The organism is Streptomyces sp. NPDC126499 (assembly GCF_040302485.1).
Taxonomy (GTDB): domain Bacteria; phylum Actinomycetota; class Actinomycetes; order Streptomycetales; family Streptomycetaceae; genus Streptomyces.
The window spans coordinates 37479-63625 of record NZ_JBEOUO010000003.1; the positions used below are offsets into that span (position 1 = coordinate 37479).

Below are 26147 nucleotides of genomic sequence, written 5' to 3' on the forward strand. Positions count from 1 at the left end.
CCGGGTGCTGAGGATGCTGCCCGCATGGATCTCGCAGCGCAGCCCCCGCAAGTGATCGAGCTCGACGACCGTCTCACCCTGCGCCGCTTCGAGGGCGAGGCGGACGTCCCGGAGCTTCACCGGGTCATCGACGAGTCGGTCGAACACCTGCGACCGTGGATGGGGTGGGTCGCCGAGCACAGTCTGGCCAGCACCACGGCCTTCCTCGCACGGCGGGCGGAACGGTGGGAGGCCGGGGAGGAGTTCTCGTACGCGATCGTGCTCGACGGGGCGATCTCCGGAGCGTGCCAGCTCCATCGGCGCGAGGACACACCGGTCGACGCGTACGAGATCGGCTACTGGCTCCACCCGGCCGCGACCGGCCGGGGCGTGGCGGCCCGGGCCGCGCGGGGCCTGGCCGAGGCGGCCTTCCGGCTGCCGGGCGTCGAGCAGGTCCTGGTGGTGCACGAGCCGCACAACCACGCGAGCGGCGCCGTCGCGGCGCGTCTCGGCTTCACGGAGCAGGGGCGGCTGTGGGAGGGCGACGACGAGTACCGGGTCTGGCGGCTCACGCGGGCCGAGCTGGCACGGGTCCCCGGCCGAGTCAGGGGCTGACCGCGAGGAAGGTCCCGTACCGCCGCTTCTGGCCCGGCGCCGGCTCCTGGGTGAGGCGGGCGGTGACGACGAAACCGGCCTCTTCCAGGAGCCGGACGATCCGGCCCGGGGGCAGGAAGTGGGAGTCGTACGACACGGGGAGCCCGCCGTACGCCTCGGTGTGGTGACGGCACTCGCCCTCCCCGTCGTCCTCACCGACGTGACCGGCGAGCATGAGCCGGCCGCCGGGGGCGAGGACGCGGCGGAACTCCGCGTAGACGGCGGGCAGGAGCTCCGGGGGCATGTGGTGGGTCGAGTAGTACGCGAGGAGGCCGGCGAGGGCGGCATCGGGGACCGGGAGGGCGGTCATCGATCCGACGGCGAAGGCGAGTTCCGGGTGGGCACGGCGGGCGAGGGCGACCATGCGGGGTGACAGGTCGATCCCGAAGGCATCCACTCCCGCCCTGGTGAGGTACGCCGTCACCTTCCCGGGCCCGCATCCCACATCGGCGACGGGCCCGCCGGTCGCTGCCGTCTCCTCGGCGAAGGCGTCGAGCAGGGCGCGGGAGAGGGGGTCGAGGGCGGAGGGTGGCGGGACCACGCCGGCGTAGGTGTCGGCAACGGTGTCGTAGGAGCCCCGCACGGCGGCGAGGTAGGAGGAAGCGTCGCTCACGCCCCGACTCTAGGCGGGGTGGTGGGTGTGGAGGTCTTGGGTTTTCGGGGTCTCCGTTTCGGGTGAGCTTCTGGCTCGGCCGCCCTCTCTCCGAGTGTGGCCCCCTCCACCGGCCCCTCAAGGGCGCTCCCTGCGGTCGCGTCGCTACGCGATTCCGCTTCGCTCCACCCTTGACCGACCGCCTCCGGGGTCCTTTACACACTCGGAGGGCGGCCGGGGGGCGTGGCCACGCGGGCAGACGGGATATCCGCTGGGCGCCGTGGGCGCCTGCGGCGGGGTGGGTGGGGGGCTTGGTCCATGGCCGGGCCGGGGGATGCGCTTTCCGCTCTGGGGGGTGCGCGGACGTTGAATGGGGTGCCCAATCCAGGCTCAGCGGCCGGCCGCCGCCGTTGGGCCGGGATTCAAGCCCCGCTGGTCACTCCCGGTGGGAGGAAAGAAGCGGGCCCGGTGCAAACTGCGTCCTCGCGGGCCGGAGCCCGCCTCCAAAGTCACACCAGACACACCCGTCACAGATCGGCCCGCGAGAACGGAGTTTGCACCACCGGGACGACGCGACTCCGCCCGAGATGGCGGTCGGCGCGCCTCCCCCGCCCCAGCAGACCACTCACGTCACACGGGCAACGGACATCGGCGACTCCGCCCCGCCGGGCGGTGCAAACCCCGCTGCCGAGACAGTCGAAGTGTCTCCGCTGTCACAGGAGTTCACTGCCGTCACACAGCAGCCCGCAAGAGGCCACTTTGCACCACCGGGCCACACCGCTGGGCCCCTTCCACCCACCCACAGTGACCAGCGGGGCCTGAATCCCAGCACAACGACGGCCGCTGGCCGCCGAACCAGGATTGGGCACCCCACTCAACAACCGCGCACCCCCCACCAACCCGCAGGCGCCCACGGCGCCCAGCGGCTCCCCGCCCGCCCGCGTGGCCACGCCCCCCGGCCGCCCTCCGAGTGTGAAAAGGACCCCGCAGCCACCGGGTCAAGGGTGAAGCGAAGCGGAATCGCGCAGCGACGCGACCGAAGGGAGCGCCCTTGACGCGGTGGCGAAGGGGGCCACACTCGGAGAGAGGGCGGCCGAACCCCACACCCACCCGAAACGGCCACCCCGACAGACCCCGCACCCGCACCCCAGACCCGTACCCGAACAGACCCGCACCCCCTACCATCGCCCCCATGTCGATCATCGCGTCCATACCCGTGCTCAAGGGTCGTGACGGTGTCATCCTGAGCGCCGTCAGCAGGGGGCTGATCCTGGAGCGGCCCCGCGAGGAGCTCACCATTCCCGGTGAGGCGATCGCCCGGGCGCGTGCCGAGGGGCGCTCCCTCGTCCTCGACTTGCGGGTCCCGGCCGGGGCCGCGCCCGTCTCGTACCGGATCGAGGACGTCGACGAGCAGGCCGCCACCGCCTTCGCCGACGGCGTGAACGCCCTCTCCCTCGAACCGGAGGAAGAGGTCGACGGCCCCTCCCTCGTCGTCGTGCACGCGCTCAGGACCGTGGCGCGCGAGCGGTTCCTGCGCCGGCTCAAGTGGTTTCTCCTCGGCTGCGTCGGCGCGGTCGTCGCGCTGTGCGTGGTCTGCGCGGCCGTGGGGGGCGCCGGTCATGCCATCGCCATCGTTCCGGTCGGCTTCCTCACGATCGGCGCCCTCGGTTTCGGCGTGTACGAGATGGGCTCCTGGCTGCGCGGGCGACGCCTGCGCAAGCACGGCGTGACGGTCTTCGCCAAGCCCTCCAACTCACCGGGGACGTATCTCTACGTCGACAACGACGGCGTGACCCGCACCGTCGTCTGCGACGTCAGCCATCGGCCGTACGTCGAGGTGACTACGACCCGAAGGACCCGGCGGACGTCTACGCGCCGAAGAACCCGTTCCTGCGGCGCTTCAACATCTCGATGGGGGTCTTCCTCCTCTTCCTCGGGCTCGACGGTGTGGTGCTGCTGGCCATCCTGACGTTCGACGCGTTCACCGGTGGCGGTCTCACCGGTGACTGACGGCTGGACCCCAGCTCGCCGTTTGAGATCCCATAAGCCAGCCTTATGAGGCCATAGACCGGGGGCGGGTACCGATCCGCTCGACGGGTTAATTAGGGTGACCTAAGTGGCGGCGATCCTCGCCGCCGCGTCGCTTGCGAAGGGAACCCCGTCATGCCCCGCCCCCTCCGGGTCGCGATCGTCGGCGCCGGCCCCGCCGGGATCTACGCCGCTGATGCGCTGCTGAAGTCCGAGGCCGCCGCTGAACCGGGCGTGTCCATCGACCTCTTCGAGCGGATGCCCGCGCCGTTCGGCCTCATCCGCTACGGCGTCGCGCCGGACCACCCGCGCATCAAGGGCATCATCACCGCCCTCCACCAGGTCCTCGACAAGCCGCAGGTCCGCCTCTTCGGCAACGTCGACTACGGCACCGACATCCACCTCGACGACCTGCGCTCCTTCTACGACGCCGTCGTCTTCTCCACCGGCGCCATGTTCGACCGCGAGCTCCGCATCCCCGGCGTCGAGCTCGACGGCTCCCTCGGCGCCGCCGACTTCGCCTCCTGGTACGACGGCCACCCGGACGTCCCGCGCGACTGGGACCTGTCCGCCGAGAAGGTCGCCGTCCTCGGCGTCGGCAACGTGGCCCTCGACATCGCCCGCATCCTCGCCAAGACCGCCGACGAGCTGCTGCCGACCGAGATCCCGCCGAACGTCTACGAGGGCCTGAAGGCCAACAAGGCCGTCGAGATCCACGTGTTCGGCCGACGCGGCCCGGCCCAGGCCAAGTTCAGCCCCATGGAGCTGCGCGAGCTCGACCACTCGCCCAACATCGAGGTCATCGTCAACCCCGAGGACATCGACTACGACGAGGGCTCCATCGCCGAGCGGCGCAAGAACAAGCAGACCGACATGGTCGCCAAGACCCTGGAGAACTGGGCGATCCGCGACATCGGCGACCGCCCGCACAAGCTCTTCCTGCACTTCTTCGAGGCCCCCGTCGAGATCCTCGGCGAGGACGGCAAGGTCGTCGGCCTGCGCACCGAGCGCACCGAGCTGGACGGCACCGGCAACGTCAAGGGCACCGGCAAGACCACCGACTGGGACGTCCAGGCCGTCTACCGCGCCGTCGGCTACCTCTCCGACGAGCTGCCCAAGCTCCCCTGGGACGCCGTCTCCGGCACCGTCCCGGACGAGGGCGGCCGCGTGATCGAGGAGGGCGGCGCGCACATGGCCTCCACCTACGTCACCGGCTGGATCCGGCGCGGCCCCGTCGGCCTCATCGGCCACACCAAGGGCGACGCCAACGAGACCGTGGCCAACCTGCTCGACGACCACGCCAACGGGCGCCTGCTCACCCCCGAGTCCCCCGACGCGGAGGCGGTCGTGTCCTTCCTGGAGGGCAAGGGCATCACGTACACGACGTGGGAGGGCTGGTACAAGCTCGACGCCGCCGAGAAGGCGCTCGGCGAGCCGCAGGGCCGCGAGCGCGTGAAGATCGTCGAGCGCGAGGACATGCTCCGCGCGAGCGGCGTCGAGCTGGGCTGACCCGGCTCCCCTGCTCCCACCGGCCGGCCGGGCTCCCTCACCGAGCCCGGCCGGCCTCCTGCTCCCCCGCCCGCACCGCCCCCGGCCCCCGGTCGCCGCGCTGCTCCCGCCTCCGCCCCGCCCTATTCTGGGAGGGCCGGAAGGGAAGTGAGCGGCGATGTCCGTGCTCATGGCCGACGTGGAGCGGGGCCGGGGGGCGGTGGCCCGGGAGGACTGGGCCGGTGCGTACGCCCTGCTGCACGAGGCCGACCGGCACCCCACCACCGCTCTCGGGCCCGACGATCTGGCCGCCCTCGCCGACGCCGCCTGGTGGTCGGGCCGGGTCGACGAGTCCGTCGCGGCCCGGCTGCGGGCCCATGCCGCGTACGTGGCGGAGGGCGACTGGCGCGGCGCGGGGCGCACCGCCTGGTGGCTCGGCTTCGCGTACCGGCGGCTCGGCCGTCCCGCCGCCGCCGCGGGCTGGACGCACCGGGCCCGGCACCATCTGGAGGGCCGGCCCGACTGCCCCGAGCAGTGCCTCCTGGCCCTGACCGACGTGGCGGAGGCCGAGCAGCACCACGCCACCGCCGCGGCCCTGGCCGCCGCCCGCCGTATGACCCGGCTCGCCGTCCGTTCCGGCAGTCCGGACCTGATCGCCCTGAGCCGGCAGGCCGAGTCCTCCGTGCTGATCGCCCGGGGCCGCCGTCGCGAGGGCCTGGCGCTGCTCGACGAGGTGATGCGGGCGGTGACGGCGGGCGAGCTGAGCGCGCTGTTCACCGGCTGGCTGTACTCCCTCGCGCTCGACCGGGTCCTGTCGGCCGGGGACCTCGCCCGCGCCGTGCGGTGGGCGGACGCGGCGATGGCCTGGTGCACGGCCCCGGGCCGCCCGCACAACCCGTTCCGGCCGCTGTGCCGGATCCGGCACGTCGAGGTGCTCGATCTGCTCGGCGCGTGGGAGCGCGCGGAGGAGGAGGCGCGGCTGGTGCCGCACGAGGTCCCGGCCGACGCCCTGGACACGGTGGCGGCCGCCGCGTACGCCCTCGGTGAGCTCCAGCGGCGGCGGGGGCGCCTGGCGGACGCGGCCCGCTCGTACGCCCACGCCCATGAGCTGGGGCGCGTCCCCCAGCCGGGCCTCGCGCTGCTGCGGCTCGCGCAGGGCCGGCCGGACGCGGCTCTGGCCGGGCTGCGCCTCGCCCTGGACTGCCAGAGCGACCCCCTTCACGACCTGTCCGGCCGTGCCCGGCTCCTCGCCGCCCTGGCCGAGGCGGCGCTCGCCGCCGGCGAGACGGGGGTCGCCGCCGAGGCCGTGCGGGACCTGGAGGCGCTGGCGGGGCCCGGCTCGCCGAAGGAGGACCCGGTGCCCCTCCTCGCCGCCAGGGCCGCCGGCGCGCGGGGGGCGCTCGCGCTGTCCCTCGGCGAACCGGCGCACGTCCCGCTGCGCCGGGCGCTGGCCCTGTGGCGGGAGCTGCGCGTCCCGTACGAGGCGGCGCGGGTACGGAAGCTGCTCGCCCAGGCGGTGGAGGCGGCGGGTGACAGGGAGGCGGCCCGGCGCGAACGGGCGGCCGCGCGTGCGGTCTTCGACCGCCTGGGCGCGGTGCCGGGGCCGTAAAGCCCCGGGGCTCTGGGCTCCGTGCCGGTCCGGCGGCCGGCCCACGGGTCTCTCAGGCCACTCGGTCCGTCGGCCGGCCCCGGGCTCGGGCCCCCGGCCCACTCGGGACCGACGGCCGCCCCGGGCCACTCGGGACGTCGTAAGCCCCAGGCCTCTCGGAACCGACGACCGACGACCGACGGCCACGGCCGCCCGAGGGCCCGGCCCGCCGCTACAGCATCGTCGTCCGCGCCGACGCCAGCAGCCGTTCCGTGTCGTCCACGCGCAGCGCCAGCGCGTTGCCCACCGTCCCCAGGACCTCGCGTTCGGCCGGGCTGTAGGGGCCGTCCGCGAGGGCGATGCGGGCGCCCTGGAGGAGGATGGATTCGCGGCCGGCGGGGGCGAGGTGCGGGGAGAGGGGTTCGAGGGCCTCGTGGAGCTCGATGGCGAGGGCCGCTCCCCCGCTGGTGACGTCCGGCAGGAAGCGGCCGGTGTCGGCGGCGAGCGCCTCGACCAGTTCGACCAGCTGGAGGGCGGTGCAGTCGGCGAAGCCGGCCGCCCGTACCCCGGTGACCGCGGTGTCCACGGCCGTACGGGAGGAGGTGCCGCCGGCCGCGAGGACGGCGAGGGCGACGGTGTGCACGGCGTCCCGGAGCATCCCCGAGAACCGGCTCGTGGTCGGGTGGGCCAGCGCGTCCGTACCGAAGTGGGTGTGGCAGGCGGCGCACTCGATGACGGGGCCCGCCTCGCCGCGGGGCAGCACGGGCACGCCGAGGAGGGTGAAGCGGCGGCGGCCGGTGCGGCGCCGGTAGTTGCGGTCCCCGCCGCACTCCGCGCAGAAGAACTCGCCGTCGCCGATCGTGTTCCAGGAGGTGCGGATTCCGCAGAGAACCCCGCTCCGGTCCCGTGACTTCCGCGCTGACCGCACGCCGCACCTCCTCACCGTCCCGGCAACACTGCCGGCGTTGGCGTGATGTTAGCCACATCGATGATGTGACGTCAGCACCTCGTCAGCAGAACGACAGCGAGATGGCCGAGACCCGACGGACCGCCGCCGGGCCTCTGCCGGGTCCGTCCGGGGCTTCAGGAAGCGCGCTTGCGCAGCTTCGCGAAGGCCAGGAAGCCGCCGCCGAGGAGGACGGCCGCTCCGGCGACGCCCATCGCGGCAGGTCCGAAGGCCGAACCGGTCTCGGCGAGATCACCCTCCGGAGTGGACGACGGCGCGGGTGCCGGGGCGGAGGCGGAGTCCGAAGGGGCGGGAGCGGACGTGGCCGGCGTCGAGGGGGCGGCCGACGCGGTCGAGGGGGCGGTCGCGGTGGGCGTGGGTGTGCCGGTGGGGGTGGGGACGGGGGTGTCGGTCGGCTTCGGCTTCTCGGGGGTGACGACCGGGCCCGGCTTCGTCGCCGTCGGCAGGCAGCCGGTGAAGTTCATCTGGTGGGTCTCGGCGCCGGGAACGGTGATCAGTTCCTCGGCGATCACGGAGCCGTTGACGTGGCCGGGGCCGATGTTCCCGCCGCCCATGCGGACGGTGGCGTTCGGCGCGAGGAGGGTGCCGGGCCAGGAGGTGTAGTTCTTCCGCACCTGCTCGGCCTGCGGGAAGTTCCACAGCAGCTTGGAGCGGACGCTCGTGAAGGCGTCGCTGCCGGCGGCGTAGTCGTCCTGGACGTAGGCGCCCTTGGTCTGGTCCCAGAGCCAGACGCCGTAGGTGGGCTTGGTGTGCATGTCGTACGAGGTGCCGAGGACGTTCACGAGGGTGGAGGAGCCGGCGGGGACCTTGAGGGAGACGGCGCCGGCCTTCTCCAGGTCGGCGGCGCTCACGGCGAAGACGTTCAGCTTCGCGTCCGTGCCGGTGAGGAAGAGGCCCTGGCCCGAGCGGTCGGCGGCGACGGTGCCGTTCGGCTCGACGGCCGCCCAGGCGGTGGACAGGGCGCGCAGGCCCGCGAACTCCTTGCGGAAGTCGATCGGGGCGGTCGGGGAGGCGCCCTTCTTGTGCGGGCCGTCCACGGCGAAGCCGGCGCCCTTGGCGGAGCGGTCGTCGAGCGAGCCGTAGACGCCGGTGCCCTTGGTGAGGACGACCTGGTTGGCGTGGAGGGTCCCGCCGACGACGAGGCTGTGGCCGCCGGGGAGGGCGGCAAGGTCCCCGGGGGTGAGCTTGTGGCCGATGGAGAAGCCCTGGCCGGTCCTGGCGTCGCCGAAGTGGGCGTCGCCGCCGACGGCGACGGCGCCTTCGGAGTCGGAGAAGCGGGTGGAGTCCTTCTCGACGAACTCGGCGTAGCGGCCGGCGGTCCCGAGCGGGCTGGTCGCGCATTCCGTGCCGTCCCGGCCGGGGGCGGCAAGGGCGGCGGGGGTCCAGGTGAGGGCGGCACCGGTCACCGCGAGGACGGCGGCCACGGCAGCGGACGTGCGCATGCGAGCTCCAGGTCGGGAGTGCGAAGGGGAGGGTGTCCGGAGGGGGACGAGCCGACCTTCCGCCACGGCCTGATGTGCCGTCAACTCACCTGATATGCCACTGATTCCGGCATGTGGTCATGATCTTCCTTAAGCGAACCTGAAACGGTGACGCGGCTCACACATGACGCCGCCCCGCACCCCTGGCGAGGGATGCGGAGCGGTGCGGTGCGAAGGGGTCAGCGCGCGGAGCGGTTGACCGCCGAGACGACCGCCTTCAGGGAGGCGCGGGTGGTGTTGGCGTCGATGCCGATGCCCCACAGGACCTTGCCGTCGATGGCGCACTCGATGTACGAGGCGGCCTGCGCGGAGGCGCCCTCGCTCATGGTGTGCTCCTGGTAGTCCAGCAGTCGGGCGTCCACGCCGATCGCCTGCAGCGCGGCGAAGAAGGCGGAGATCGGGCCGTTGCCGGAGCCGGTCAGGACCGTGTCGACGCCGTCGACGACGGCTTCGACCCTCAGGGTGTCGGTGCCGTCGGTGTCGGAGGTCGACTGGCCGGAGCGCAGCTGGATGCGGCCCCACGGGTTGTCCGGGTTGGGCAGGTACTCGTCCTGGAAGACGGACCAGATCTCCTTCGGCGTGACCTCGCCGCCCTCGGCGTCGGTCTTGGCCTGGATGATCTTCGAGAACTCGATCTGCATCCGGCGGGGCAGGTCCAGCTTGTGGTCGTTCTTCAGGACGTACGCGATGCCGCCCTTGCCGGACTGCGAGTTGACCCGGATGACGGCCTCGTAGGAGCGGCCGACGTCCTTGGGGTCGATGGGCAGGTACGGGACGGCCCACTCGATCTCGTCGACGGTCTTGCCCTGGGCGGCGGCGTCCGCCTCCATGGCGTCGAAGCCCTTCTTGATGGCGTCCTGGTGGGAGCCGGAGAAGGCGGTGTAGACCAGGTCGCCCGCGTAGGGGTGGCGCGGGTGGACCTCCATCTGGTTGCAGTACTCGGAGGTGCGGCGGATCTCGTCGATCTGCGAGAAGTCGATCTGCGGGTCGACGCCCTGGCTGAACAGGTTCATGCCCAGGGTGACCAGGTCGACGTTGCCGGTGCGCTCGCCCTGTCCGAACAGGCAGCCCTCGATGCGGTCGGCGCCGGCCATGATGGCCAGCTCGGCCGCCGCCACGGCCGTGCCGCGGTCGTTGTGCGGGTGGACGGACAGGCAGACGTACTCGCGGCGGGTCAGGTTGCGGGACATCCACTCGAAGCGGTCCGCGTGCGTGGACGGCGTCGAGCGCTCCACGGTGGCGGGCAGGTTGAGGATGATCTCGCGGCCGGGGCCGGGCTGCCAGACGTCGCAGACCGCCTCGCAGACCTCCAGGGCGAAGTCCAGCTCGGTGTCGGTGAAGATCTCCGGGCTGTACTGGTAGCCGAAGAGGGTCTCCGGGCCCAGCAGCTTCTCGGCGTACTCCATCACCAGACGGGTGCCGTCGACCGCGATCTGCTTGATGTCGTCCTTCGAGCCGCGGAAGACGACCCGGCGGAAGGTGGGCGCGGTCGCGTTGTACAGGTGGACGGTGGCGCGCTTGGCGCCGACCAGCGACTCCACGGTCCGCTCGATCAGGTCCTCGCGGGCCTGGGTCAGTACGGAGATGGTGACGTCGTCCGGGATCGCGCCCTCTTCGATGATGGAGCGGACGAAGGCGAAGTCGGTCTCGCCGGAGGACGGGAAGCCGACCTCGATCTCCTTGTAGCCCATGCGCACGAGCAGGTCGAACATCTCGCGCTTGCGGGCCGGGCTCATCGGGTCGATCAGGGCCTGGTTGCCGTCGCGCAGGTCGGTGGACAGCCACCGGGGGGCCTTGGTGATGCGCTTCTCGGGCCAGGTGCGGTCCGGGATGTCGACGGCCTCGTACTGCCCGTACTTGTGGACGGGCATCCCGGACGGCTTCTGCATGTGCGTCGCGTTGGTCAGGGGCGTGGGCCGGTCGACGAACGGGGACTGCGACTGCTGCTGGGACATTGCGTAGGGCTCCTCGGGGGTCCTGCGGGAGGGACGGCCGACTGTCGAACGCAACACCGAAACCCGCGGGGAGGGGGTCGGCCTACGACTACAGGCCCTCGCCGCGGCAGCTAAGGAGAAGCAGCCCGAAACGCATGATGTGCGTCACCATAGCCCAGGACCGGCGGAGGCGGACGTCCCGTTTCAGTATGCGGGACGGCTCCCGCGTCAAGCCTTAAACGTGACCTATCACTCCATTTCGCCAATCGTCGTCGCTGCTCGTGACAGCGGCACCACACAGTGCCACATTGCAGGCATGACTCCCCACACGCCTGTCTTCTGCTCGATCGTCCCGCCGCACGTCCTGGAGCGGCTCGCCGAGTCCGACAATCCGGCCTTCGCGGAGGCCGCCCGGCGCACCCTCGCGGTCGACGCGGTCCAGCGCGCCGCCCGCGCCGAGGCGGGCCCCGCGACACCGGCCGCCCCGGCGGCCGAGGGCTCCGACAGCCCGCGCCGGACGGTGTACGACGCCCGCAACCGGACCGAGCTGCCGGGCGTGAAGGTCCGCGGCGAGGGCGACCCGGCGGGCCAGGACGCCACCGTCAACCGCGCCTACGCGGGGCTCGGCGCCACCTTCGAGCTCTTCCTGAAGGCCTACGGCCGCCGCTCGATCAACGGCGCCGGGATGCCGCTCCTGGCGACGGTCCACTACGACGAGAAGTACGACAACGCCTTCTGGAACGGCGAGCAGATGGTGTTCGGCGACGGTGACGGCGAGCTCTTCCTCGACTTCACCATCCCGGTCGACGTCATCGGCCACGAGCTGGCGCACGGCTTCACCCAGCACACGGCGAACCTCGCCTACTACGGCCAGTCGGGGGCGCTCAACGAGTCCGTGTCCGACGTCTTCGGCTCGCTGGTGAAGCAGTACGCGCTGGACCAGACCGCGGACCAGGCGGACTGGCTCATCGGGGCCGGGCTGCTCGGACCGGCCGTGGACAAGGGGACGGCACTGCGGTCCATGAAGGCCCCGGGCACGGCGTACGAGGACGACGTCCTCGGCAAGGACCCGCAGCCGGCGACCATGGACGACTACGTCCGCACCAGCTCCGACAACGGCGGCGTGCACATCAACTCCGGCATCCCCAACCACGCCTTCTACCTCCTCGCCACCGAGCTCGGCGGCAAGGCGTGGGAGCGGGCCGGGCGGATCTGGTACGACGTGATGACCGGCGGCACCCTCGGCGAGGACGCCCGGTTCGCCGAGTTCGCGCGGGCCACGGTGGCCTCCGCGCGGCGGCTGTTCGGCGACGGCGGCGACGAGGTGGAGGCGGTCCTGAAGGCCTGGTCGGTCGTCGGCGTCCCGGCCTCGTGAACCGTCACCGACAGCCGCCGGCCTCGCCGCCGGCCTCCTGGTAGACAGAGCCCATGCGGATTTCAGTGCGGCGCACGGGCGGTTTCGCGGGCATCGAGCGGTCGGCGGAGGTGGACACCGACGGCCTCGCCGACGCGGGCGACTGGCAGGCGCTGGCCGCGGCGGTCGTCGCGGAGCCCCCTGTCGACGAGGAGGCCGCCCGGGGCGTCCCGGACGGCTTCTCGTACGAGATCACGGTCGACGGCTGGACGGTCCGCTGCCGCGACCCCCACCTCACACAGGCCCAGCGGGCCCTGATCACCCGGGTCCTGAAGGAGGGCGCCTGAAGGAGGGCGCCTGAAGGAAGCCGCGCGTGGGGCGGAGCTACCGGCGGCGCCAGAACGGTCCGGAGCCGTTCGGCCTCGCGGGCCGGACCTCCAGGCTCCAGTCCCCGTCGGCGCTGACGACCGCCACGAGGAGGGGGCCCGCCGGCAGCGGGCGTGAGGACCTCGGGCGTCTGCTCGCCTCGTTGGCCAGCACGTGGTCGTCGCGGTCGCCCGGCTCGTAGCCCCGCACGGAGAAGTAGGCGTGGTTGTGCGTCGGGCGCAGCCGGGCGAAGAGCTCGGCGGCCGGTCCGGTGTGGAGCAGCACGTCGGCGCCACGCCCCTCGGCGCGGTCGCCGAGCTCGGCCACCGCGCTCACGGGGCGGACCGCGACCGTCCAGGCTTGGCTCATGGCGCCGACGCGCAGGCGCAGCGGACGGCGGCCGTCGTACCGGAGCAGCGCCCGGCCCTGGAAGTCCTCCAAGGTCGTGTTCGCGACCAGGGTGCCGGACCCGCCGTCCTCGTCGATGGTGTGCAGCGAGAAGTAGCCGTTGCCTGTGCGCTCGCAGTCGATCAGGAGGAAGCCGGGCGGCAAGGGCGCGTCGACGGTGAGATCGGTACTGTCCCTGCCCCTGTGGACGACCTCCGGGAAGTCCTCCCCGAAGAGCGCGGCGGGCGACGGAGCGCCGACCAGCACCCGGGAGTCTCCCGGAGTCCGGCCCGGGACCGGCGCCGCCGGCGCGGGTGCCCCGGCGGCCGGGATCTTGCCCAGGGCCTCGACGGGAAGCGGCTCGGGGCCGCTCGCCGGCGCGGGTGCCCCGGCGGCCGGGATCTTGCCCAGGGCCTCGACGGGAAGCGGCTCGGGGCCGCTCGCCGGCGCGGGTGCCCCGGCGGCGGGGACCTTGCCCAGGGCCTCGACGGGAAGCGGCTCGGGGCCGCTCGCCGGCGGGGCGTCCGGCTCGGCGGGACCGTCCGGGTCCCTGCCCTCGATGCCGAAGTCCCCGGCGAGGCCGACGAGCCCGGAGTCGTATCCCTGGCCCACGGCGCGGAACTTCCACGCGCCGTCCCGCCGGTAGAACTCGCCGAGGACGAACGCCGTCTCCGTCGTCGCGTCCTCGACCTCGTACAGCGCCAGCTGCTCCCCCGTACCGGCGCTGATCGTCCGTACGTACAGGTCCGGCACCTGGCCGAACGTTCCCTCGTCGCAGGAGGCGGTGATCACGATCCGCTGGACGGCGGGCTCCACGCGCGCGGTGTCGATCTCCAGCCAGTCGGCGACGCGCCGCTCCTCGTCGCGCATCTGCCCGATGTGGCGGACGGCGCCGGAGGCGTGGGTGAGCTGGTTGTAGAAGACCAGGTCGCCGTCGCGCCTGACCCTGCCCGTGGCGTCGAGCAGCAGCGCCGAGGCGTCGACCTCCGGCACGCCCTCGCCGGCGGCCCGCCGGACGACCGCGATCCGCCACACCTGCCCGGGGACCGGCAGGTTCTCCCCCTTGATGATCCGCCTCACCGCGTCATGCTGGCACGCGGGTGTGCGGAAGGCCAGCCTCCGGCAGGAGTCCGGGCCGCACCGGGAGCCCGGTCTTCGCCGGGCCCCTCCGCCGCGCTAGAAGCCCAGCTTCCGCAGCTGCTTCGGGTCGCGCTGCCAGTCCTTCGCGACCTTCACGTGGAGGTCGAGGAAGACGGGGGTCCCGAGCAGCGCCTCGATGTGCTTGCGGGACTTCATGCCGACCTCCTTCAGGCGGCTGCCCTTGGGGCCGATGATGATGCCCTTCTGGCTGGGGCGCTCGATGTAGACGTTGGCGTGGATGTCGAGCAGCGGCCGGTCGGCGGGCCGGTTCTCGCGGGGCAGCATCTCCTCCACGACCACGGCGATGGAGTGCGGCAGCTCGTCCCGTACGCCTTCGAGCGCGGCCTCGCGGATCAGCTCGGCGACCATGACCATCTCGGGCTCGTCGGTGAGGTCGCCCTCGGGGTAGAGCGGCGGGGACTCCGGCAGCAGCGGGATGAGCAGGTCGGCGACCAGCTGGACCTGCTTGTTGCCGACGGCCGACACCGGCACGATCTGCGCCCATTCGATGCCGAGCTCCCTGCCGAGCTGGTCGATGGCGATCAGCTGCTCGGCGAGCGTCTTGGAGTCGACGAGGTCGGTCTTGGTGACGATGGCGACCTTGGGGGTCTTCTTGATCTCGGCGAGCTCCTTGGCGATGAAGCGGTCGCCGGGGCCGAGCTTCTGGTCGGCGGGCAGGCAGAAGCCGATGACGTCGACCTCGGCCCAGGTGGTGCGCACGATGTCGTTGAGGCGCTCGCCGAGCAGGGTGCGCGGCTTGTGCAGGCCGGGGGTGTCGACCAGGATCAGCTGGGCGTCCGGGCGGTGCACGATGCCGCGGACGGTGTGCCGGGTGGTCTGCGGCCGGTTGGAGGTGATCGCCACCTTCTGCCCGACGAGAGCGTTCGTGAGGGTGGACTTGCCCGCGTTGGGGCGCCCGACGAAGCAGGCGAAGCCCGCCCGGTGGGGGGCGGTGTTCTCATCGGTGTCTGGGGTGCGAACGCTCATGGGGGTCATTGTCCCCGATGAGCGCCCGCCTCACGTACCGAGTGCCGTCCCGACGGTTTCCGCACGAGAGCACGAGGCCGTGCGGCGGTCGTACGCCGGGGGCCCGGCGCCTCCCGCTCGCGCCGGGCCCCTCCCGGGTCCGTACGGGGTTCAGCCCGCCGTGACCGCCACCCGCAGCCGCCCGTCGGGACCGGCGAGCAGCACCGGGGTCTCCGGCCCGCCCAGGTCCCGCACCGCCGCGCGGTCCGCGTCGGACGCGGCCTCGGCGGTGGAGACGACGGCCGCGGCCTCCAGCGACTGGGCGCCGCTGGCCACGGCCATGGCGACCGCCGTCTGGAGCGCGCTCAGCTTGAGCGATTCCAGGGCGACGGTCCCGGCGACGTACGTCCGCCCGGTCTCGTCCCGTACCGCCGCGCCCTCCGCGACCCCGTTGCGGGCGCGGGCGCTGCGCGCCAGCGTGATGATCTTGAGGTCCTCTGCGCCGAGGTCGTCGTGCTCGCGGTTGAGTGTCATGATCCGAGGATAGGGCGGGGCGGTACGGGCGAGGTGGTACGGGCCGGGCGGGGGCTCAGCCCTTGGCGGCCTTGACGAACTTGTCCGTGGCGAGCTTGGAGAGGGAGTCGAACTCCTTCTTGCCGGCGGCGTCCGCGAGGTGCAGGAAGCGCAGGACGCCGGTGCCCTGGCGGACGAAGACCAGGTTCGGCTTGATCGTGATGCCGGGGGCGACCTCCATACCGATCTCGAAGGCGTGCGCCTCGTCGGCTCCCTGCGGGGCGGCGGTGAGCTTCTTCACCGTGAACTTCATCTTTCCGCCGTCGGCCGTGACGGCGAAGTCCGGGCAGCTGTCCAGGGCCGTGGTGAGCTTCTTGGTGAAGTCGGCCGCGCCGGTACCGGGGAAGGTCACGACGTCCTCGCTGATCTCCGAGGCGTTGTTGCCGATGGCGAAGTCGGCGGTCGGGCCCTTGGTGGAGCCGTCGATGGTGCCGCTCATCATGCCGGCGAGCAGCTGGCACTCGGGCTTCTCGGCCTTGTAGACCACGCCGCCCGTCTGCCGCTTGGTGGTCTTCCAGCCCGACGGCAGGTCCTTCAGCTCCAGGAGGCCGGCCTTCATCTGAGCGTCGGTCAGCGGGGTGGCCGACGCCGCCTCGGAGGTGGGCGTGGGAGAGGGCATGCCGGCGGACGGCTTGTCGGCGCCGTCCTTCTTCTTGCCGTCGTCCGTGGAGCCGCCACCGCACGCGGCGGTCAGCGAGAGGGCGGAGACGGCGAGCGCGGCGGCCAGGCCGTGGCGAATGCGAGTACGCATGGTGAACTGCCTCTTGAGGGTGGGAAAGTGAGCGGAAGACACGCGATCGCGCACAGGGACGACCGAGCGGCGAGCAGACTATACGGACCCTGTGACACCGCCCCGAGGCGGTACGGCCTTCCTCAGCCCGCCACCGGATACATCGCCCCGCGCCGCCCCTCCGGCGACGCCAGCCACTCCAGCTTCGCCGCCGTGTCGGCCTCCGGCAGCGGCGTGTGCAGCACGATCGCCAGGTCCGGGCGGGCCGGGACGCGCAGTTGGGTGGACTCCACGTGGAGCGCGCCGACCAGCGGGTGGTCGAGGACCTTGCGGATCTGGCCGCCCGGCATGACGTCCCGCCGCTCCCACAGCTCGGTGAACTCGGCGCTGGACGCCTTCGCCTCCTCGACCACCGCCCGGAACCCGTCGTCGTCGGGGCGCTCCGAGCAGGCCGCCCGGTACTGGGCGACGACCTTCGGCGCCAGCTCCGTCCAGTCGTTGGCCCGGGAGCGGTAGAGGGGGTCGGTGAAGAACGAGATCAGGCAGTTCTGCACGATCTCCGGCCGCATCCCGAGGACGAAGGACGCCGCGTCGTTGTACATCACCGTGTTCCAGTAGGCGTCCATGATGTGCGCCGGGAACGGCATCCACGCCTCGATGAGCCGCCGCAGCCCCTGGCACATGTCGGCGAACTCCGGGTCGACCTCCGGCGCCGGCGGATTGAGCCCCGCAAGCACGTACAGGTGGCGCCGCTCCGCCGGGCTGAGCCGCAGCACCCGCGCGACCGCGTCGATGACCTGCGGGGAGACGGTGATGTCCCGGCCCTGCTCCAGCCACTGGTACCAGGACACGCCGACCCCGGCGAGGACGGCGACCTCCTCCCGGCGCAGGCCCGGCGTGCGGCGCCGGGCGCCGCCGTCGGGCAGACCGGCCTCGGCGGGTGTGACGCGGGCCCGGCGGCTCATCAGGAACTCGCGGAGCTCGGCCAGTCGGTGCGCCTTGCCGTCGGTGCTCTCCAGTGCCGTGGCCACGTGTGCTTCCTCCCCCTGGATGCCTGGTGGTGCGACCAACAGGATAAGTTCCCGCTCCCCACGGGCATTCCCGCGCCGGGAGAGTCGTGGCCATGGCAACGACGTCCCCTTCCCCTTCCCCGACCCCGGTCAGTCCCGAGACCTCCCCCGTACCGGATTCCGTCTCCGGCTCCGTACCGGCTCCCGCCTCCGGCCCCGTGCCGGCTCCCCACTCCGGCTCCGTACCGGCTCCCGCCTCCGGCTCCGTACCGGACCCGGCATCCTCGGCCATCACCGGTCGCGCCCGGCTCATCCTTCTCGTCCTGTGCGCCGCCCAGTTCATGGTGGCCCTGGACTTCTCCGTCCTGAACGTGGCCCTGCCCGCGCTCGGCGCCGACCTCGGGATGAGCCCCGCCGCGCTGCAGTGGGCGGTGACCGCGTTCGCGCTGCCGTCCGGCGGTTTCCTGCTGCTGTCCGGCCGGATCGGTGACCTCTACGGGCGCCGGAAGCTGTTCCTGATCGGTCTGGCGCTCTTCGGCGCGGCGTCCCTGCTGGCCACCTTCGCCTGGGACCCGGCGTCCTTCCTGGCCGGCCGGGCCCTGCAGGGCATCGGCGCCGCCATGATCGTCCCGACCGGCATGTCCCTGCTGACCACCACCTTCCCCGAGGGCCCGCAGCGCGATCGGGCGCTCGGCATCTCCGGCACCCTGCTGTCGCTCGGCTTCACCGTCGGCATGATCCTCGGCGGGGTCATGACGGACACCCTCGGCTGGCGCTCCACCATGGGCCTGCTCGCCCTGTTCACCCTGATCGTGCTGCCGCTGGCGCCCGGCCTGCTGCCCGAGTCCCGCACCCCCGAGCGGCCCCGGCTCGACGTGCCGGGCGCGGTGACCGTCACCGGCGGGCTGCTGTCCCTGATCTACGCCCTGTCGACGGCGGCCGAACACGGCTTCGGCCGCCTGGACGTCCAGGTCACCCTGGTCGCCGGTGTGGCGCTGCTGGTGGCCTTCGGCATCGTGGAGTCCCGCAGCGACGCCCCGCTGGTGTCGCTGCCGATGCTGAAGCGGCGCACGATCGCCTTCGGCAATCTGGGCGGTCTGGTCACCTTCTCGATGATGTCGACGGTGGTCTTCGTCCTGACGCTCTACCTCCAGGAGACGCTGGGCCTGTCGTCCTTCGCCACCGGGCTCGTCTTCGGCGTCCAGGGCGTCGTGTCGGTCTTCGCGGGCACGCTCGCGCCGAAGGCCATCGGCCGGTTCGGCGCCCGCCGCACCCTGGTCGTCGGTCTCGCCGGGCAGGGTCTGCTGACCGCCGCGCTGCTCGGCATCGGCACCGGGTCGGGCGCGATCCTCGCCGGGGTCGCCGTCTCGCTGGCGTCCATGTGCCACCTGGGCGCGATCATCGCGTACGGGGTGACCGTCACCTCCGGCGTCCCGGACGAGGAGCAGGGCCTGGCGACCGGCCTGGTCACCACGACCCAGCAGGTCGGCATCACCATCGGCATCCCGATGCTGGGCGTGCTGGCCACCACCGGCGACAGCCTGTACGCGGGCGTGCGCACGGTCCTCGCGCTGGACGCGGCGATCGTGCTGGCGGCGGCGGTGCTGATCGCCGTGGGGCTGCGGCGCGCGAAGTGAGCCGGGGTGTCCTGTCGATCAGGCCGGATCAGGGAGCGGCGGGATCGGCGGGACACCCCCTACGGCCGGTCGAGACGCAGCCGTACGGCCTTCGGCAGGCCGGCGACGACCAGGTCGTAGGAGTCCTCGACGAGCTCCCGGACCATCCGGTCCGGGAGCTCCGCCACGGTCACGGTGTTCCAGTGCCGCTTGTTCATGTGATAGCCGGGGGCGATCGCCGGGTGCTCCTCGCGGAGCCGTACGGCGTCCTCCGGGTCGCACTTGAGATTGACCCGCAGCGGCTCGGCGTCCAGCCAGGACAGCGCGAACATCTTCCCGGCGACCTTGAAGACGGACACGTCCGGGCCGAACGGGAACTCCTCGCTCGCGTCGTTGAACTCCAGACACAGGGCGCGCAGCTGCTCGGGCGTCATCGCTCGGCCGTCTCCTCCCCGTCGCCGTCCCCCTCGCCGGCCTTGCCGACCGGTTCGACGAGCACGGTCACGATCTTGTTCCGGCGGCCGGCGGGGGATTCGGCGGTCAGCCGCAGCGCCCGCCCGTCGGGCAGCTTCACGACCGCGTTGGCGCCGGCGATCGGCACGCGGCCGAGGGCCTTGGCGAGCAGTCCGCCGACGGTCTCCACGTCCTCGTCGTCGTACTCGTCGGGTCCGAAGCCGTACAGCTCGCCGAGGTCGCCGATGTCGAGACGGGCGGTGACCCGGTAGCGGTCCTCGCCGAGCTCCTCGACGGGCGGCAGCTCCCGGTCGTACTCGTCGGTGATCTCGCCGACGATCTCCTCCAGGATGTCCTCGATGGTGACGATCCCGGCCGTGCCGCCGTACTCGTCGATGACGACGGCGACGTGGTTGCGTTCCTGCTGCATCTCCCGCAGGAGGTCGCCCGCGTTCTTGGTGTCGGGGACGAAGGCCGCCGGGCGCATCGCGGTGGACACCAGGTCGGCCTCGGCCTCCCGGTTGATGTGCGTCTTGCGGACCAGGTCCTTCAGATACACGATGCCGACGATGTCGTCCTCGTTCTCCCCGGTCACCGGGATGCGCGAGAAGCCGGAGCGCAGCGCGAGGGTGAGGGCCTGGCGGACGGTCTTGTACCGCTCGATGCAGACGAGGTCGGTGCGCGGCACCATCACCTCGCGCACCAGGGTGTCGCCGAGCTCGAACACCGAGTGCACCATCCGGCGCTCCTCGTCCTCGATCAGCGACTCCTGCTCGGCGAGGTCGACCATGGCCCGCAGCTCGGCCTCGGAGGCGAAGGGGCCCTTGCGGAAGCCCTTGCCGGGGGTGAGCGCGTTGCCGATGAGGATGAGCAGCTGCGGGACCGGGCCCATGATCCGGGCCAGCGGCAGCAGCACGTACGCGGCGGCGGTCGCCGTGTTCAGCGGGTGCTGGCGGCCGATGGTGCGCGGCGAGACGCCGACGGCGACGTACGAGACGAGCACCATGACGGCCATCGCGATGAGCAGCGCCTCCCAGGTCTCGGGGAACTCCTCCAGGCAGGCGTAGGTGACGAGGACGCCGGCCGCCATCTCGCAGGCGACACGGACGAGCAGCGCCACGTTGAGGTAGCGGGTGGGGTCGGAGGCGACCTGGGCCAGCTTCTCGGCGCCGCGCCGCCCGGACCGTACGGCCTCGGCGGCGCGGAAGCTGGAGACGCGGGCGATGCCGGCCTCGGCGCAGGCGGCGAGCCAGGCGACGATGACGAGGGCGACCGCGCCCAGGATGAGCTGAGCACTCATGGCGTCCCGCTCAGGAGACGGTGGGCGCCGGGGAGGGGCCGGTGAGGCCCTTCTCCGCGCGCCAGCCGTCCACGATGGCGGCCTGGAGGCCGAACATCTCGGCCTTCTCGTCCGGCTCCTCGTGGTCGTAGCCGAGCAGGTGCAGCACCCCGTGGACGGTCAGGAGCTGGAGCTCCTCGTCCATGGAGTGCTGCGTCGGGGCGTCCTCGCCCTGCTTCTTGGCCACCTCGGGGCAGAGCACGATGTCGCCGAGGAGCCCCTGCGGGGGCTCCTCGTCGTCCTTCGCCGGCGGGCGCAGCTCGTCCATCGGGAAGGACATGACGTCCGTCGGGCCCGGCAGGTCCATCCACTGGATGTGGAGCTGCTCCATCGCCTCGGCGTCCACGACGATCACCGAGAGCTCGGAGAGCGGGTGGATGCGCATGCGGGCGAGCGCGTAGCGGGCGATGTCGAGGATCGCCTGCTCGTCGACCTCGGTTCCGGACTCGTTGTTGACGTCGATCGACATGTGCTGCTGCTTCTACTTCCCGTTGCGGCTCTCGTGACGGCCGCCGTCCCGGCCGCCGCCCTCGCGGCCGCCGTTGCGGCTGTCGTACTGCTCGTACGCGTCGACGATACGGCCGACGAGCTTGTGCCGTACGACATCCTGCGACGTGAGGGCCGAGAAGTGGACGTCGGGGACGCCTTCGAGGATGTCCCTGACCTGACGCAGACCGCTCTTCGTGCCGCCGGGGAGGTCGACCTGGGTGATGTCACCGGTGATGACGATCTTCGAGTCGAAGCCGAGGCGGGTGAGGAACATCTTCATCTGCTCGGGGTTCGTGTTCTGCGCCTCGTCGAGGATGATGAAGGCGTCGTTGAGCGTGCGTCCCCGCATGTACGCCAGCGGCGCGACCTCGATCGTCCCGTTCGCCATCAGCTTGGGGATGGTGTCGGGGTCGAGCATGTCGTGCAGCGCGTCGTAGAGCGGCCGCAGATACGGGTCGATCTTCTCGTAGAGCGTGCCGGGCAGGAAGCCGAGCCGCTCGCCCGCCTCGACGGCCGGCCGGGTCAGGATGATCCGGGTGACCTGCTTGGACTGCAGGGCCTGGACCGCCTTGGCCATGGCCAGATACGTCTTGCCGGTGCCGGCGGGGCCGATGCCGAAGACGATGGTGTGCTTGTCGATGGCGTCGACATAGCGCTTCTGGTTGAGCGTCTTGGGGCGGATGGTGCGACCGCGGCTGGAGAGGATGTTCTGCGTGAGCACCTCGGAGGGCGTCTCGGCCGCCGGGTCTCCGGTCTCCTCCCGCAGCATGGCGATCGAACGTTCCACGGCATCCTCCGTCATCGGCTGTCCGGTGCGGAGCACCAGCATCATCTCGTCGAACAGACGCTGGATCAGTGCGACTTCCCTCGCGTCACCGATCGCGCTGATCTCGTTTCCCCGGACGTGGATGTCCGTCGCCGGGAACGCCTTCTCGATCACGCGCAGCAAGGAGTCGCCGGTCCCCAGCATCGTCACCATCGGGTGCTTCGCGGGGACGGTGAACTGTGCGCGTGCCTGCCCCGGCGCGGGGGCGTGGGCTGTGGGTGTCTGAGTCATGGGCCGGCACTATGGCCTGCGCATACCTCCTGTCGCAGGGTTCTCGCTGCTCGACAACCTCTCGGATACCAAGCCTACGACTCGCGTCGGACAACCCAGAAGCCTTTTACGGGCGGCCGGTCACGGCGCGGGGGCGTGGCGGGGCCGTGTCAGGGCGCGGGGGCGGGCCTGCCAGGGCGCGGGGGCGGGGCCGTGTCAGGGCGCGGGGGCGGGGCGGAAGCCGATGGTGGGGACCGCCCGGCGCAGCGGCCAGGGGCGGTCCTGGACCGGCAGCAGCCGCTCCAGGAAGGCGTAGCGGGCACGGAGGGCGGCCGGGTCCTGGCACTCGTGGCCCTGGACGTGCTGCCACCACGCGGCGATCTCGCCCCAGGTGGGGGCCGAGAGGGAGCCGCCGAACTCCTGCACGGACAGGGCGGCGGTCAGGCCGGCGAAGGCGAGCCGGTCGGCGAGCGGCCAGTCGGCCAGGGTGCCGGTGACGAAGCCGGCGACGAAGACGTCGCCCGCGCCGGTGGGGTCGAGGGCGGAGACCTGGATGGCGGGGACCTCGGCCGTCTCGCCGGTGGCCCCGTCGACGGCGTAGGCACCTTCGGAGCCGAGGGTGACGACGGCGTAGCGGACCTTGTCGGCGAGGGCGTGGGCGGCGGCGCGGGGGCAGTCGGTGCGGGTGTAGCGCATCGCCTCGGCCGCGTTGGGCAGGAAGGCCTCGCAGTGCTCCAGGTCGGTCAGGCCGGCCAGGTCCCAGCGCCCGGTGTCGTCCCAGCCGACGTCGGCGAAGATCCTTGCGCCGTCGCGGGCCGCCCGGGCCACCCATTCCTCGCTGCGGCCGGGCACCAGGGAGGCGACGGCGGCGCGGGCGCGCGGCGGGTAGGCGGGCGGGGCGCCCTCGTGCGGCGGCGCGGCGTGGCCGTGGGACACCATGGTGCGCTCGCCCTCGTACGCCATGGAGACGGTGACGGGCGAGTGCCAGCCGGGGACGGTGCGGGAGAGGGCGAGGTCGATTCCCTCGCCCTGTTCCAGGGCGTCCCAGCAGTACTCGCCGTAGTGGTCGTCGCCGAAGGCGGCCGCGAGGGAGGTGCGCAGGCCGAGGCGGGCGAGTGCGGTGGCCATGTTGGCGACGCCGCCGGGACTGGATCCCATGCCGCGGGCCCAGGACTCGGTGCCGCGCACGGGGGCGCTGTCGAGGCCGGTGAAGATGATGTCGAGGAAGACCGTTCCGGTGAGGAAGACGTCGCAGTCGGGGTCGGTGGGCTCGCGCAGGCACACCAGCGGGTCGACGTCGGCGAGGTCGGTGTCGCGGTCGGTCACGGCAGGCTCCCCGGTCGTGGTGCTGATGCGGACAGTGTGCCGGAAGGGGCCGGGGAGAGGGGTTCGGCGCAACGAATTCGCCGCCAAGTACCCATGATCATCGTGCGCCAAACCTCTCCCCCGCCCATGGTGACCCGTATCACAGAGCGAATCGGGGGATAACGCCTTCTCCGCCCCCTCGGATGCTTGATACACATGGTGCCGCGACCCCGTGGATCACCGGGCGCCGTCTCACTTTCCCGTTCGGTTCCTGGAACGCCATGCCGTCGCGCCCTCCGCGTGCCCTGGGGGCGCGCGCCGCTCTCGTGGCCCTCGTCTCCCTCTTCACCGCGGGTTATCTCGCCCCCTATCTGCTGCCGACGGTCGTCGGCCGGCTGTCCGCCGGGCTCGGTCTCGGTGCGACCCAGGCCGGTCTGGTCGGCTCGATCCTGCTGCTCGGCTCGGCCTCGGCGGGCTTCACGCTGGCCGCCCACGGGGAGCGGATCGGTCCGCGCCGGGCGGCGCGCCTCGGGCTGGCGGCGATGGCCGTGGGCTACGGCACGTCGGCGACGACGGACGCGGTCCTTACGGTCGTGGCGGGAGCGGTCGTCGGCGGCTTCGGTTCCGGTACGGCGACGGCGGTGGCGGCGGCCGGGATCGCGGGCCGCCCCGATCCTCACCGGGCCTCCGCACTCGGCCTGTTAGCGGTCTCGGCGACGGCGGGGGCGCTGTATCTGACGCTGCCGCACCTGGGCGGCGGGCACGCGCTGCCGTTCGCGGCGATCGCGGGCACGGCGCTGCTGGTGTGGCCGGTGACGGCGTGGCTGCCGGGCGAGGCGCCCGTGGCGCGTGAGGCGGCGGTGGCGGGGCCGCTGCCACAGCGGTCCGCGGGGACGGTCCTCGCCTGCGGGATCCTGCTGTGGTCGATGGCGCAGAACGCGCTGTGGGGCGTCAGCGGCCGGATCGGCCTGACCCAGGCGGGGCTCTCCGAGGTGACGCTGGGCGTGGTGTTCGCCGCCGCGCTCGGTGCCGGGCTCATGGGCGTCGTCGTGGCCGGGGCGCTCGGCTCGCGGCTCGGTCGGGCGGTGCCGATCGGGGCGGGTACGGCGCTGATCGCCGGCTGCGTGCTGCTCAGTTCGGCCTCCGAGGGGCCGGTGTCCTTCGCGACCGGCGAGATCCTGTGGAACGCGGCGTACCCGGTCGTCCTGTCGTATCTGCTCGGGCTCGCCGCCTCGCTCGATCCGCGCGGGCGCTGGGCGGTCATGGTCGGCTCGGCGTCCTCGCTCGGCGTGGCCTGCGGTCCCGTGACGGGCAGCGTGCTGTCGGAGGCGGCCGGTTATCGCGGCATGGGCCTGACACTGTGCGTCCTGCTGCTCCTCGTCGCCGTCCCCATGACGGCCGTCGCACGCCACGTCTCCGGCCGCCCGCTCGTCCCGGGGTCCATCCGCCGCCGCGGCGGCGCCCCGGCGGCCGTCCTCGCGGCCACGACCGCCACGCCTCCCTCCCTGCTGCCCCAACTGGGGGCGCCGGAACAGGAGGTCACCGAGATCCGGGTCCCGGCCTCGCGCCGCCGGGCGGCGAGGTCGGCCTTCCGCCTGGCGAGGCCGACGGACCGGGGCTGAGACGGGCCGGTGCTGGGACCGGCCCGGGGCCGGGAGCGACCCGGGGCTGAGAACGGCGCGGGGCTTTTGGAGCGGCCCGGGCCCGACACCGGCCCTCATGGGCCAGGTCACGGGGCGGGGTTACTCACCGCACTCGTGGCCGGCCGGGTCCACCACGATCCGGTCCAGCAGGCTGCGCAGAAGGGCCTGCTCGGCTTCGGTGAGGTCGCCGAAGATCTCGCGCTCGGTGGCGCTCACGGCCGCGTCGATCCGCTCCAGCACCGCCGCGCCGGCGTCGGTGATCTCCACGATGTGCCGTCGCCGGTCGGCCGGGTCGCGCCTCCGCTCGGCCAGCCCGTCGGCCTCCAGCTCGTTGAGGATCGCGACCAGTTGGCTGGGGTCGACCTCCATCGCGGCGGCCAGGTCGCGCTGGCTCATGGCCGCGGGGGCGAGCCGCATCAGCGTCATCGCGTGGCGCGGGTGCAGCCCGGCGATGCCGAGGGCGGCGCGGATGCGGGCGCCGGTGAGCTCCCCGCGGAAGGAGAGGAGGAAGCCGAGGCGATCGTTCGGGAGAGCTGCCATGCCGTCCACCGTAACAGCGGCTTAATTATGGAGCGCGAATAATCGTTGATAGTGTTCAATGGTTTCCACGTCCCCAGCATTGGAGCCGCTCCATCATGTTCATCGCCTACGCCGTCCTCGCCGGCCTTCTGGCACTCGCGCTCTGCGCGTCCGCCTTCATGACCTTCACCCGCAACCCGGCCGTCGTCGACAGCATGACGAAGCTGGGGGTGCCCGATTCCTGGCTGCCATGGCTGGCGGCGGCGAAGGCCGCGGGCGCCGTCGGCCTGCTGGCGGGCCTGGCCGTCCCCCTCCTCGGTGAGGCGGCGGCCGTCGGCCTGGTGCTCTACTTCGCGGGCGCCGTCGTCGCCCACATACGCGGGAAGGACTACGCGCTGGCCCCGGCCGCCGTCCTGACGCTGCTCCCGGCGGTCGCGCTCGCCCTGCGCGTCGCTTCCGCCTGACCGGCCGCCGACCCGACCGCTCCAAAACTTCGAAGACAATACGAGA

General features: G+C 72.5%; 24 protein-coding genes. 9 read left to right on the forward strand and 15 right to left on the reverse strand.

Annotation, left to right across the window (positions count from 1 at the left end; all coding sequences use genetic code 11):
- The first annotated feature begins 24 nt into the window (after window positions 1-24).
- Window positions 25-594 (forward strand): GNAT family N-acetyltransferase, encoded by a 570-nt coding sequence (locus ABTZ91_RS04965; RefSeq protein WP_352075726.1) that lies wholly within the window; start codon window positions 25-27, stop codon window positions 592-594.
- On the opposite strand, the gene ABTZ91_RS04970 is transcribed toward ABTZ91_RS04965, so the two are convergent.
- Entirely contained in the window at window positions 584-1246 is a 663-nt protein-coding gene (locus tag ABTZ91_RS04970; protein WP_352075727.1) for a class I SAM-dependent methyltransferase, read from the reverse strand. The two genes, ABTZ91_RS04965 and ABTZ91_RS04970, sit on opposite strands and share 11 nt — an antisense overlap.
- Window positions 1247-2417: 1171 nt before the next feature.
- Here ABTZ91_RS04970 and ABTZ91_RS04975 point away from each other — a divergent pair.
- The 3 genes from ABTZ91_RS04975 to ABTZ91_RS04985 all read left to right on the forward strand — a co-directional run bounded on the left by ABTZ91_RS04975 (window position 2418) and on the right by ABTZ91_RS04985 (window position 6350).
- Window positions 2418-3194 (forward strand): hypothetical protein, encoded by a 777-nt coding sequence (locus ABTZ91_RS04975; protein WP_352075728.1) that lies wholly within the window; start codon window positions 2418-2420, stop codon window positions 3192-3194.
- Between the two features lie 194 nt (window positions 3195-3388).
- Window positions 3389-4762: an FAD-dependent oxidoreductase gene (locus ABTZ91_RS04980; protein WP_352075729.1), complete on the forward strand. Its 1374-nt coding sequence runs from the start codon at window positions 3389-3391 to the stop codon at window positions 4760-4762.
- 157 nt (window positions 4763-4919) lie between these two features.
- Window positions 4920-6350 carry a LuxR family transcriptional regulator gene (locus tag ABTZ91_RS04985; protein ID WP_352075730.1) on the forward strand — a complete coding sequence of 477 codons (1431 nt, stop codon included), beginning with the start codon at window positions 4920-4922 and terminating at the stop codon, window positions 6348-6350.
- A gap of 211 nt (window positions 6351-6561) precedes the next feature.
- Here the strand turns inward: ABTZ91_RS04985 and ABTZ91_RS04990 are convergent, their stop codons facing one another.
- The 3 genes from ABTZ91_RS04990 to leuA all read right to left on the reverse strand — a co-directional run bounded on the left by ABTZ91_RS04990 (window position 6562) and on the right by leuA (window position 10732).
- The gene (locus ABTZ91_RS04990) at window positions 6562-7257 is read right to left on the reverse strand and encodes a TerB family tellurite resistance protein (RefSeq protein ID WP_352075731.1); all 696 of its coding nucleotides are present in this window, start codon (window positions 7255-7257) and stop codon (window positions 6562-6564) included.
- A gap of 155 nt (window positions 7258-7412) precedes the next feature.
- A complete protein-coding gene (locus ABTZ91_RS04995; RefSeq protein WP_352075732.1) occupies window positions 7413-8738 on the reverse strand; it encodes a choice-of-anchor A family protein in 1326 nt (441 codons plus the stop codon).
- 218 nt (window positions 8739-8956) lie between these two features.
- Window positions 8957-10732 carry a 2-isopropylmalate synthase gene (gene leuA, locus ABTZ91_RS05000; protein WP_352075733.1) on the reverse strand — a complete coding sequence of 592 codons (1776 nt, stop codon included), beginning with the start codon at window positions 10730-10732 and terminating at the stop codon, window positions 8957-8959.
- Between the two features lie 295 nt (window positions 10733-11027).
- On the opposite strand from leuA, the gene ABTZ91_RS05005 reads away from it, so the two are divergent.
- The gene (locus ABTZ91_RS05005) at window positions 11028-12086 is read left to right on the forward strand and encodes a M4 family metallopeptidase (RefSeq protein WP_352075734.1); all 1059 of its coding nucleotides are present in this window, start codon (window positions 11028-11030) and stop codon (window positions 12084-12086) included.
- A 53-nt stretch (window positions 12087-12139) separates the two neighbouring features.
- A complete protein-coding gene (locus tag ABTZ91_RS05010; protein WP_352075735.1) occupies window positions 12140-12412 on the forward strand; it encodes a protealysin inhibitor emfourin in 273 nt (90 codons plus the stop codon).
- A gap of 37 nt (window positions 12413-12449) precedes the next feature.
- Here ABTZ91_RS05010 and ABTZ91_RS05015 read toward each other — a convergent pair whose 3' ends face one another.
- The 5 genes from ABTZ91_RS05015 to ABTZ91_RS05035 form a co-directional block, all read right to left on the reverse strand.
- Window positions 12450-13898 carry a TerD family protein gene (locus tag ABTZ91_RS05015; RefSeq protein WP_352075736.1) on the reverse strand — a complete coding sequence of 483 codons (1449 nt, stop codon included), beginning with the start codon at window positions 13896-13898 and terminating at the stop codon, window positions 12450-12452.
- Between the two features lie 96 nt (window positions 13899-13994).
- The gene (era, locus tag ABTZ91_RS05020; RefSeq protein WP_407077896.1) at window positions 13995-14954 is read right to left on the reverse strand and encodes a GTPase Era; all 960 of its coding nucleotides are present in this window, start codon (window positions 14952-14954) and stop codon (window positions 13995-13997) included.
- A 141-nt stretch (window positions 14955-15095) separates the two neighbouring features.
- Window positions 15096-15458, reverse strand: a complete 363-nt coding sequence (locus tag ABTZ91_RS05025; protein WP_345488467.1) for a cytidine deaminase — start codon at window positions 15456-15458, stop codon at window positions 15096-15098.
- A 55-nt stretch (window positions 15459-15513) separates the two neighbouring features.
- Entirely contained in the window at window positions 15514-16248 is a 735-nt protein-coding gene (locus ABTZ91_RS05030; RefSeq protein WP_352075738.1) for a hypothetical protein, read from the reverse strand.
- Window positions 16249-16370: 122 nt separating this feature from the next.
- Window positions 16371-17258: a helix-turn-helix transcriptional regulator gene (locus ABTZ91_RS05035; protein WP_352075739.1), complete on the reverse strand. Its 888-nt coding sequence runs from the start codon at window positions 17256-17258 to the stop codon at window positions 16371-16373.
- A 92-nt stretch (window positions 17259-17350) separates the two neighbouring features.
- Here ABTZ91_RS05035 and ABTZ91_RS05040 point away from each other — a divergent pair, with 92 nt between their 5' ends.
- Complete coding sequence (locus ABTZ91_RS05040; protein WP_352075740.1) at window positions 17351-18874, forward strand: MFS transporter; 1524 nt, start codon at window positions 17351-17353, stop codon at window positions 18872-18874.
- 59 nt (window positions 18875-18933) lie between these two features.
- Here the strand turns inward: ABTZ91_RS05040 and ABTZ91_RS05045 are convergent, their stop codons facing one another.
- From ABTZ91_RS05045 to ABTZ91_RS05065, 5 genes are all read right to left on the reverse strand, one after another.
- Window positions 18934-19287 (reverse strand): MmcQ/YjbR family DNA-binding protein, encoded by a 354-nt coding sequence (locus ABTZ91_RS05045; protein ID WP_352075741.1) that lies wholly within the window; start codon window positions 19285-19287, stop codon window positions 18934-18936.
- Window positions 19284-20606: a hemolysin family protein gene (locus ABTZ91_RS05050; RefSeq protein WP_352075742.1), complete on the reverse strand. Its 1323-nt coding sequence runs from the start codon at window positions 20604-20606 to the stop codon at window positions 19284-19286. The genes ABTZ91_RS05045 and ABTZ91_RS05050 overlap by 4 nt, the downstream gene beginning before the upstream one ends.
- 10 nt (window positions 20607-20616) lie before the next feature.
- Window positions 20617-21114 (reverse strand): rRNA maturation RNase YbeY, encoded by a 498-nt coding sequence (gene ybeY, locus ABTZ91_RS05055; RefSeq protein WP_100107097.1) that lies wholly within the window; start codon window positions 21112-21114, stop codon window positions 20617-20619.
- A 12-nt stretch (window positions 21115-21126) separates the two neighbouring features.
- Window positions 21127-22191, reverse strand: a complete 1065-nt coding sequence (locus ABTZ91_RS05060) for a PhoH family protein (protein WP_352075743.1) — start codon at window positions 22189-22191, stop codon at window positions 21127-21129.
- A 195-nt stretch (window positions 22192-22386) separates the two neighbouring features.
- Window positions 22387-23523: a carbohydrate kinase family protein gene (locus ABTZ91_RS05065; RefSeq protein WP_407077903.1), complete on the reverse strand. Its 1137-nt coding sequence runs from the start codon at window positions 23521-23523 to the stop codon at window positions 22387-22389.
- 233 nt (window positions 23524-23756) lie between these two features.
- On the opposite strand from ABTZ91_RS05065, the gene ABTZ91_RS05070 reads away from it, so the two are divergent.
- Entirely contained in the window at window positions 23757-25097 is a 1341-nt protein-coding gene (locus tag ABTZ91_RS05070) for an MFS transporter (protein WP_352075745.1), read from the forward strand.
- A gap of 120 nt (window positions 25098-25217) precedes the next feature.
- Here ABTZ91_RS05070 and ABTZ91_RS05075 read toward each other — a convergent pair whose 3' ends face one another.
- The gene (locus ABTZ91_RS05075) at window positions 25218-25658 is read right to left on the reverse strand and encodes a MarR family transcriptional regulator (protein ID WP_352075746.1); all 441 of its coding nucleotides are present in this window, start codon (window positions 25656-25658) and stop codon (window positions 25218-25220) included.
- A gap of 95 nt (window positions 25659-25753) precedes the next feature.
- Between ABTZ91_RS05075 and ABTZ91_RS05080 the strand changes: the two genes are divergently transcribed.
- Window positions 25754-26101, forward strand: a complete 348-nt coding sequence (locus ABTZ91_RS05080; RefSeq protein ID WP_352075747.1) for a DoxX family protein — start codon at window positions 25754-25756, stop codon at window positions 26099-26101.
- Window positions 26102-26147 lie beyond the last annotated feature (46 nt).